Source organism: Streptomyces sp. NPDC104202, assembly GCF_055584185.1.
The window spans coordinates 28821-34939 of sequence record NZ_JBVJMN010000078.1; the positions used below are offsets into that span (position 1 = coordinate 28821).

The 6119-nt window shown below is 72.4% G+C and carries 4 protein-coding genes; all 4 read right to left on the reverse strand.

The features are described 5' to 3' along the window. Positions 1 to 68: 68 nt before the first annotated feature. The 4 genes from ACZ60W_RS33505 to ACZ60W_RS33520 all read right to left on the reverse strand — a co-directional run bounded on the left by ACZ60W_RS33505 (position 69) and on the right by ACZ60W_RS33520 (position 5973). Entirely contained in the window at positions 69 to 2111 is a 2043-nt protein-coding gene (locus ACZ60W_RS33505; RefSeq protein WP_469759173.1) for a glycosyl hydrolase family 28-related protein, read from the reverse strand. 296 nt (positions 2112 to 2407) lie between these two features. After that, positions 2408 to 4012: a glycoside hydrolase family 13 protein gene (locus ACZ60W_RS33510; RefSeq protein ID WP_469759174.1), complete on the reverse strand. Its 1605-nt coding sequence runs from the start codon at positions 4010 to 4012 to the stop codon at positions 2408 to 2410. 110 nt (positions 4013 to 4122) lie between these two features. Then, positions 4123 to 4998, reverse strand: a complete 876-nt coding sequence (locus ACZ60W_RS33515; protein ID WP_469759175.1) for a carbohydrate ABC transporter permease — start codon at positions 4996 to 4998, stop codon at positions 4123 to 4125. 15 nt (positions 4999 to 5013) lie between these two features. Further along, positions 5014 to 5973 (reverse strand): carbohydrate ABC transporter permease, encoded by a 960-nt coding sequence (locus ACZ60W_RS33520; RefSeq protein WP_469759176.1) that lies wholly within the window; start codon positions 5971 to 5973, stop codon positions 5014 to 5016. Positions 5974 to 6119: the final 146 nt, after the last annotated feature.

Consider the following 6119-nt stretch of genomic DNA (forward strand, 5'->3'; position numbering starts at 1 on the left):
CGGGGGCGCGGAGCTGCCGCCGCGCCCCCGAGGGGTTCCTCAGCCCGTCGTCCGACGGGGCCGGTGGGTCACCAGGGCGCCGGGGCCGGCGGCACGACCACCGGCGGACGGTCGTCGCAGGTGAGGGTGTTCGGCAGCAGCCAGGGGGCCAGCCAGCCGCCGTCGTTGCCGCCGAGGTCGTCCAGCGTGAACTCCGAGCCGGTGGCCGGGAAGTTGAACGAGCCGCAGTTGTTCACGCCGACGGCACCGACGTTGCGGGCGTCGACGTTCTCGAAGGTGGCGGAGCCCTTGGTGCGGGCGCTGAGCACGGAGTTGCCGGCGCCGTCGACGCGGATGTCCTTGAAGTGGACCGACGGCACGGAGTGGCGGTCCTTCACCCCGTACTCGCTGACCAGCATGATCGCGTTGTGGGTGGAGTCGAGGTAGTGGTCCCCGGTGACCCTCACGTCGGCGTCGATCGAGCCGTCGAGGGCGTAGAACCAGAGGGCGCCCAGGCCGATCCGCCAGTTGAGGTCGAGGGTGCCGGCGCGGACGGTGGTGTTGTCCGTGAAGCGGAGGAAGCCGGTGAAGGGTTCGGCGCCGAAGCGGGCGCCGGCGTGCAGACCGCTGCCCTCGCGGACGGGGTCGGCCACCAGGTTGCCGCTGACCGTGGTGTCGGTTCCGCCGTAGACGGCGATGCCGTTGGCGAGGGTGGGCGACTGCACGGTGTTGCGGGTGACCGTGTTGCGGGCGTCCGCCGTCTTCTCCGACCACAGCGCGAGGCCGTCGTCGCCGCTGTTGCGCACGAAGTTGTCGCGGACGAGCGAGTCGGTGACGCCGGTGTGGAAGTTGAGCGCGTCGGCGATCTGGTCGGTGATCACGTTGTTCGTGACCTTCACGTTCCGCATGGGCCCGTCGAACCAGAGGCCGACCTTGGTGTGGTGCAGGTACAGGCCGTCGATCGTGGAGTCGCTCATCGCGCCGCCGATCGCGTTGACCTGGTCGGTGTCGATCCGCTCGCGGACGTCGCCCTCGATCGCGAAGCCGGAGAGGTGCACGTCGCGGCTGCCGCCCTCGGCGGCGCTCTTGCCGTACAGGCCGACGCCGGTGTGCCGGGAGCCGTCGGGGGCGGGCTCGGCCAGGGTGACCTGGCGGCCCTTGAGGACGGTGTACCAGTTGCCCGCGCCCACGAGGGTGACGTCGTCGACGACGATGTGCCGGTCGACCCGGAAGGTGCCCGGCGGCAGGTAGACGGGCCGGCCGGTCTTCCGGCCGAGGGCGAGGGCGCGCTCGATCGCGGGGGCCGCGTCGCGGCGTCCGGTGGGGTCGGCCCCGAGGGCGCGGACGTCGATCCCGCCGCGCTCCACGTGCGGGGCGGCGACCAGTTCGGTGTCGAGGAGGTCGATCACGGTCCAGGCCGCGGCGCTGCCGGCGGGGACGGTGAGCCGGATCGTGTCGCCGGCCCGGTGGGTGCGGCCGAGCAGCAGGCGCTGCTCGTCGTAGAAGTGGGTGGGCCGGAAGGGCTTGGCGATCTCCGGCGCGGGCGTGGTGGCGGCCGGCACGCAGGCGCACTCGGCGAGCCACCAGTCCGGGTGGAGGAGGTCGGCGCCGGGGTCGTTGGTGAAGGGGTACTGGTTGTAGAGCCAGGAGTACTGCGACGTGAGCGTCATGGTGCGGCGGTGGCGCCCGTCGACGGTGACGTCGAGGGGCGCGGTGATGCCGCCGCCGCCCGCGGCGTCCGGGATGCTGTAGCGGACGGTCAGGGCGTTGGCGGCCCGGGGCAGGGTGAACTCGACGTACTGCCCGGGGACCAGCCGGACCGCCTTCCGGCCGGACGCCTCCGACGGAAGGGTGTACGGGGTGCGGTCGGGGCCGATGACGGTGCCGGTGGTGCGGGCGTTCTCCGCCTCCTGCTCGTCGAAGGCGACGGCCGCGCCGCGGCCCGCGACCAGCGACGGGTCGAGCCCGGCCCGGGTGACGACGGGCCGGGCGGCGGACGGGGTGCGGTCGGGTCCGGCGGGAGCGGCGGCGGCGATGCCGTCGGCCGCCTGGCCGAGGCAGAGGAGGGCGCAGGCGACGGCGGTGGTTCTCGCACCGTGGCGTACGCGTGAACGAACGCGGCTGGGGAACATCTCGGCTCACTTCTCTGCTGGGGAGGGGTGGTGACGAGCGGACTGCGGGCGGGCCGGTCGTCGGCCCGCCCGGAGTCCGTCCTTCTCGCGGGGACGGGAGGCCCTGTTCCCGGCCCCCCACGGATCGGGAACAGGGCTTCCGTCCCGGCCGGGTCAGGGTCCCGGCCGCGACCACCGCGCGACGCGGCCGACGGTGTCGGCGCTGAGCGGCCCCGGCCGCGCGGTGGGGTGTGGAGGCGGGCCGCAGGCGGCGCTCCCGTGCTCGGCGCAGGGGCTCACCGGGGCGGCCCGCGGACTCAGGACCGCAGCCAGACGGCCGTGTCGGTCGGGAGGGAGCCGTCGGCGCCGAGCGGGCCGCTGGCGAGGAGGAGCTCCTCGTGGACGGGGAGGGCGACGGGACCGCCGGAGAGGTTGACGGCGCAGATCAGGCCGTCGGTGCGGGTGAAGGCGAGGACGCCGTCCCCGGCGGCGAGCCAGGTGAGGGGACCGTCGCCGAACCCGGGTACGGTGCGCCGCAGTTCGAGGGCGGTGCGGTAGAGGGTGAGCATGGAGTCCGGGTCGGCGGACTGGCGGTCCACGGCGTAGCGGGACCAGTCGGCGGGCTGGGGCAGCCACGGGTCCGTACCGGAACCGAAGCCGTACGAGGGGGCCTCGGCCTCCCAGGGCAGGGGCACCCGGCAGCCGTCGCGGCCGGGGTCGGTGCCGCCGGAGCGGAAGTGCATCGGGTCCTGGATGCGGTCGCGCGGGACGTCGGCCTCGGGCAGGCCCAGTTCCTCGCCCTGGTAGAGGTAGACGGAGCCGGGCAGGGCGAGGGTGAGCAGGGCCGCGGCGCGGGCGCGGCGGTCGCCGAGCTCCAGGTCGGTGGGGGTGCCGAAGGCCTTCGTGGCGAAGTCGAAGGCGGTGTCGGCGCGGCCGTACCGGGTCACGGTGCGGGTGACGTCGTGGTTGCAGAGGACCCAGGTGGCGGGGGCGTGGACGGGGGCGTGCTCGGCGAGGGTGTCGTCGATGGTGGCGCGGAGCCGGGCGGGCTCCCAGGGGCAGGCGAGGAAGTTGAAGTTGAAGGCGGTGTGGAGCTCGTCGGCGCGCAGGTAGCGGGCGAAGCGCTCGGCGTCGGGGAGCCAGACCTCGCCGACGAAGACGCCGTCGTACTCGTCGGCTATCGCCCGCCACGACCGGTAGACGTCGTGGATCTCGTCCTGGTCGATGTACGGGTGGGGGTCGACGCCCTCGACGAAGTCCCGCAGGTCGGGGTCCTTGGTGAGGAGGGCGGCGGAGTCGATGCGGACGCCGGCGACGCCGCGGGCGAACCAGAAGCGCAGGACGTCCTCGTGCTCGCGGCGGACGTCGGGGTGCGACCAGTTGAGGTCGGGCTGTTCGGGGGTGAAGAGGTGGAGGTACCACTCGCCGTCGGGGACGCGGGTCCAGGTGTTGCCGGAGAACTGCGAGGGCCAGTCGTTGGGCGGGAGTTCGCCGTTCTCGCCGCGGCCGGGGCGGAAGTGGAAGCGGGCCCGTTCGGGGCTGCCGGGGCCGGCGGCGAGGGCGGCCCGGAACCAGGCGTGCTGGTCGGAGACGTGGTTGGGGACGATGTCGACGATGACGCGCAGGCCGAGTGCGGCGGCCTCGGCGATGAGCTTCTCGGCCTCGTCGAGGGTGCCGAAGGCGGGGTCGATGGCGCGGTAGTCGGCGACGTCGTATCCGCCGTCGACCATCGGGGAGGCGTACCAGGGGGTGAACCAGACGGCGTCGACGCCGAGTTCGGCGAGGTGGGGCAGTCTCGCCCGGACGCCCGCGAGGTCCCCGGTGCCGTCGCCGTCGCCGTCGGCGAAGCTGCGCGGGTAGACCTGGTAGATGACGGCGTCGCGCCACCAGTCGGCGGTGCGGGACGAAGTGGGGGCTGCCACGTGACGGTCCTTTCGGGCAGGGAGGGGTACTTCGCCGCCGCGCCGGACGAGCGGGGTCAGGATGGGCCCGGGGCGGCGGCGAAGGCTTCAGGGGAGGGGCGGGGCGGGCGTCAGCCCTTGAGGCTGCCCGCGGCCAGGCCGCCCATGATGTTCCGCTGGAAGATCAGGAAGACGATGAGGGTCGGCAGCGAGGCGATGGTGAGGGCGGCGATGAGGATGTTGACCGGGACCCCGTTGGAGAGCGAGTAGATGCCCACGTTGAGCGTCTGCTTGGCGGGGTCGGGCAGGGTCAGCATCGGCCAGAGGAAGTCCTTCCAGACGCCGACCACGGCGAAGATCGAGACGACGCCGAGGATGGGCCGGGAGATCGGCAGCACGATCGACCACAGGATGCGCATCGGGCTCGCGCCGTCGATCGACGCGGCGTCGAGGAGGTCCTTCGGGATGGAGTCGAAGAACCGCTTCAGCAGGAAGATGTTGAAGGCGTTGGTGACGGACGGCAGCCAGATCGCCCAGGGGGTGTTGAGCAGGTTGCGCTCGACGATCGGCACGTCCAGGACGGTCAGGTACTGCGGCACGATGAGCACGGTCGCCGGGATCATCAGGGTGGCGAGCATCATGCCGAGGATGGCCTTGCCCAGCACCGGCCGCAGCTTCGACAGCGAGTAGGCGGCGGCCACGTCGAGGACGAGCTGGAACGCGAGCGCGCCGAAGGCGTAGTAGAAGGTGTTGAAGAGCAGGGAGGAGAGGTCCATGACCTCCCAGGCCCGGCTGTAGTTCTCGGGAGTGAAGCTCTCCGGCACCAGGGTCGGCGGGGTGCGGACGACCTCCTGGGTGTCCTTGAAGCCGCTGGAGACCAGCCAGTACAGGGGGCCGAGGAAGACCGCGGTGAAGCCGCCGACGACCAGGGCGAAGGAGGCCCGGTAGAGGCGCTTGCCGCGCGGTTTGGCGAGGACGGCCGGCGAGATGAGCGTACGTGTGGACATGGTGTTCCCCCGGCCCTACTCGTCCTCGGCGCGGCTGAGCTTGACGTACGCCGCCGAGAATCCGGCGAGCAGTACGAGAAGGAGCAGTCCGAGAGCCGCCGCGGCACCGTAGTTGTTGAAGTTGAAGGCGTACTGGTAGATGAGGTAGACGACGGTGGTGGTGGATCCCTCCGGGCCGGCGCCGCCGGTGAGCAGGAAGGGTTCGACGAAGACCTGCATGGTCGCGATGACCTGCATGAGCAGCATGAGCGACAGGATGAGGCGGGTCTGCGGGATGGTGACGTGCCAGATCTTGCGGAGCAGGCCCGCGCCGTCGAGCTCCGCCGCCTCGTACAGCTCGCCGGGGATGCCCTGGAGCGCGGCGAGGTAGATGAGGGTGGCGCCGCCCATGTTCATCCACGTCGAGGCGAGGACCAGGGAGAGCATCGCGGTGTCGGCGTCCTGGAGCCACTGCTGCTCGGGCAGGTGGAGGAAACGCAGGAGTTCGTTGAGGAGGCCGTAGCCCGGGTCGTACAGGTACTGGAAGAGCAGCACCGCGGCGACCGGGGGAAGCATGACGGGCAGGTAGACCAGGAGCCGCAGGTACCCCTTGCCGTGGCGGAACTCGTTGATGGTGATCGCCAGGACGAAGGGCACGGCGAAGCCGAAGACCAGGGCGAGGGCGGTGTACCAGAGGGTGTTGCCCCAGGCCTGCCAGAAGGCCGGATCGTTGAAGACGGTCGTGAAGTTGTCCCAGCCGACCCAGACCGTCCTGCCGCTCTCGGTCTTCTGGAAGGCCAGGAGGAACTCCCGGACCATCGGGTACCAGGAGAAGAGGGCGAAGCAGACGACGGCTCCGATGAGGAAGGCGTGGGCCGTCAGATTGCGCCGCAGGCTCCTGGCGAAGGCGCCGCCGGGGGCGGCGGGGCCGTCCTGGTCCGGCTGGGAGTGGCGGGGAGGCCCCGCCTTGCTCGGGGTGATGCTCGGGGCCGACATTCGTGCTCCTTGGTACGGGACTGCCGTGTCTGCTGCCGTGCCGGGGGTGCCGGGCGGGGGGGGGGGGGGGGGGGGGGGGGGGGGGGGGGGGGGGGGGGGGGGGGGGGGGGGGGGGGGGGGGGGGGGGGGGGGGGGGGGGGGGGGGG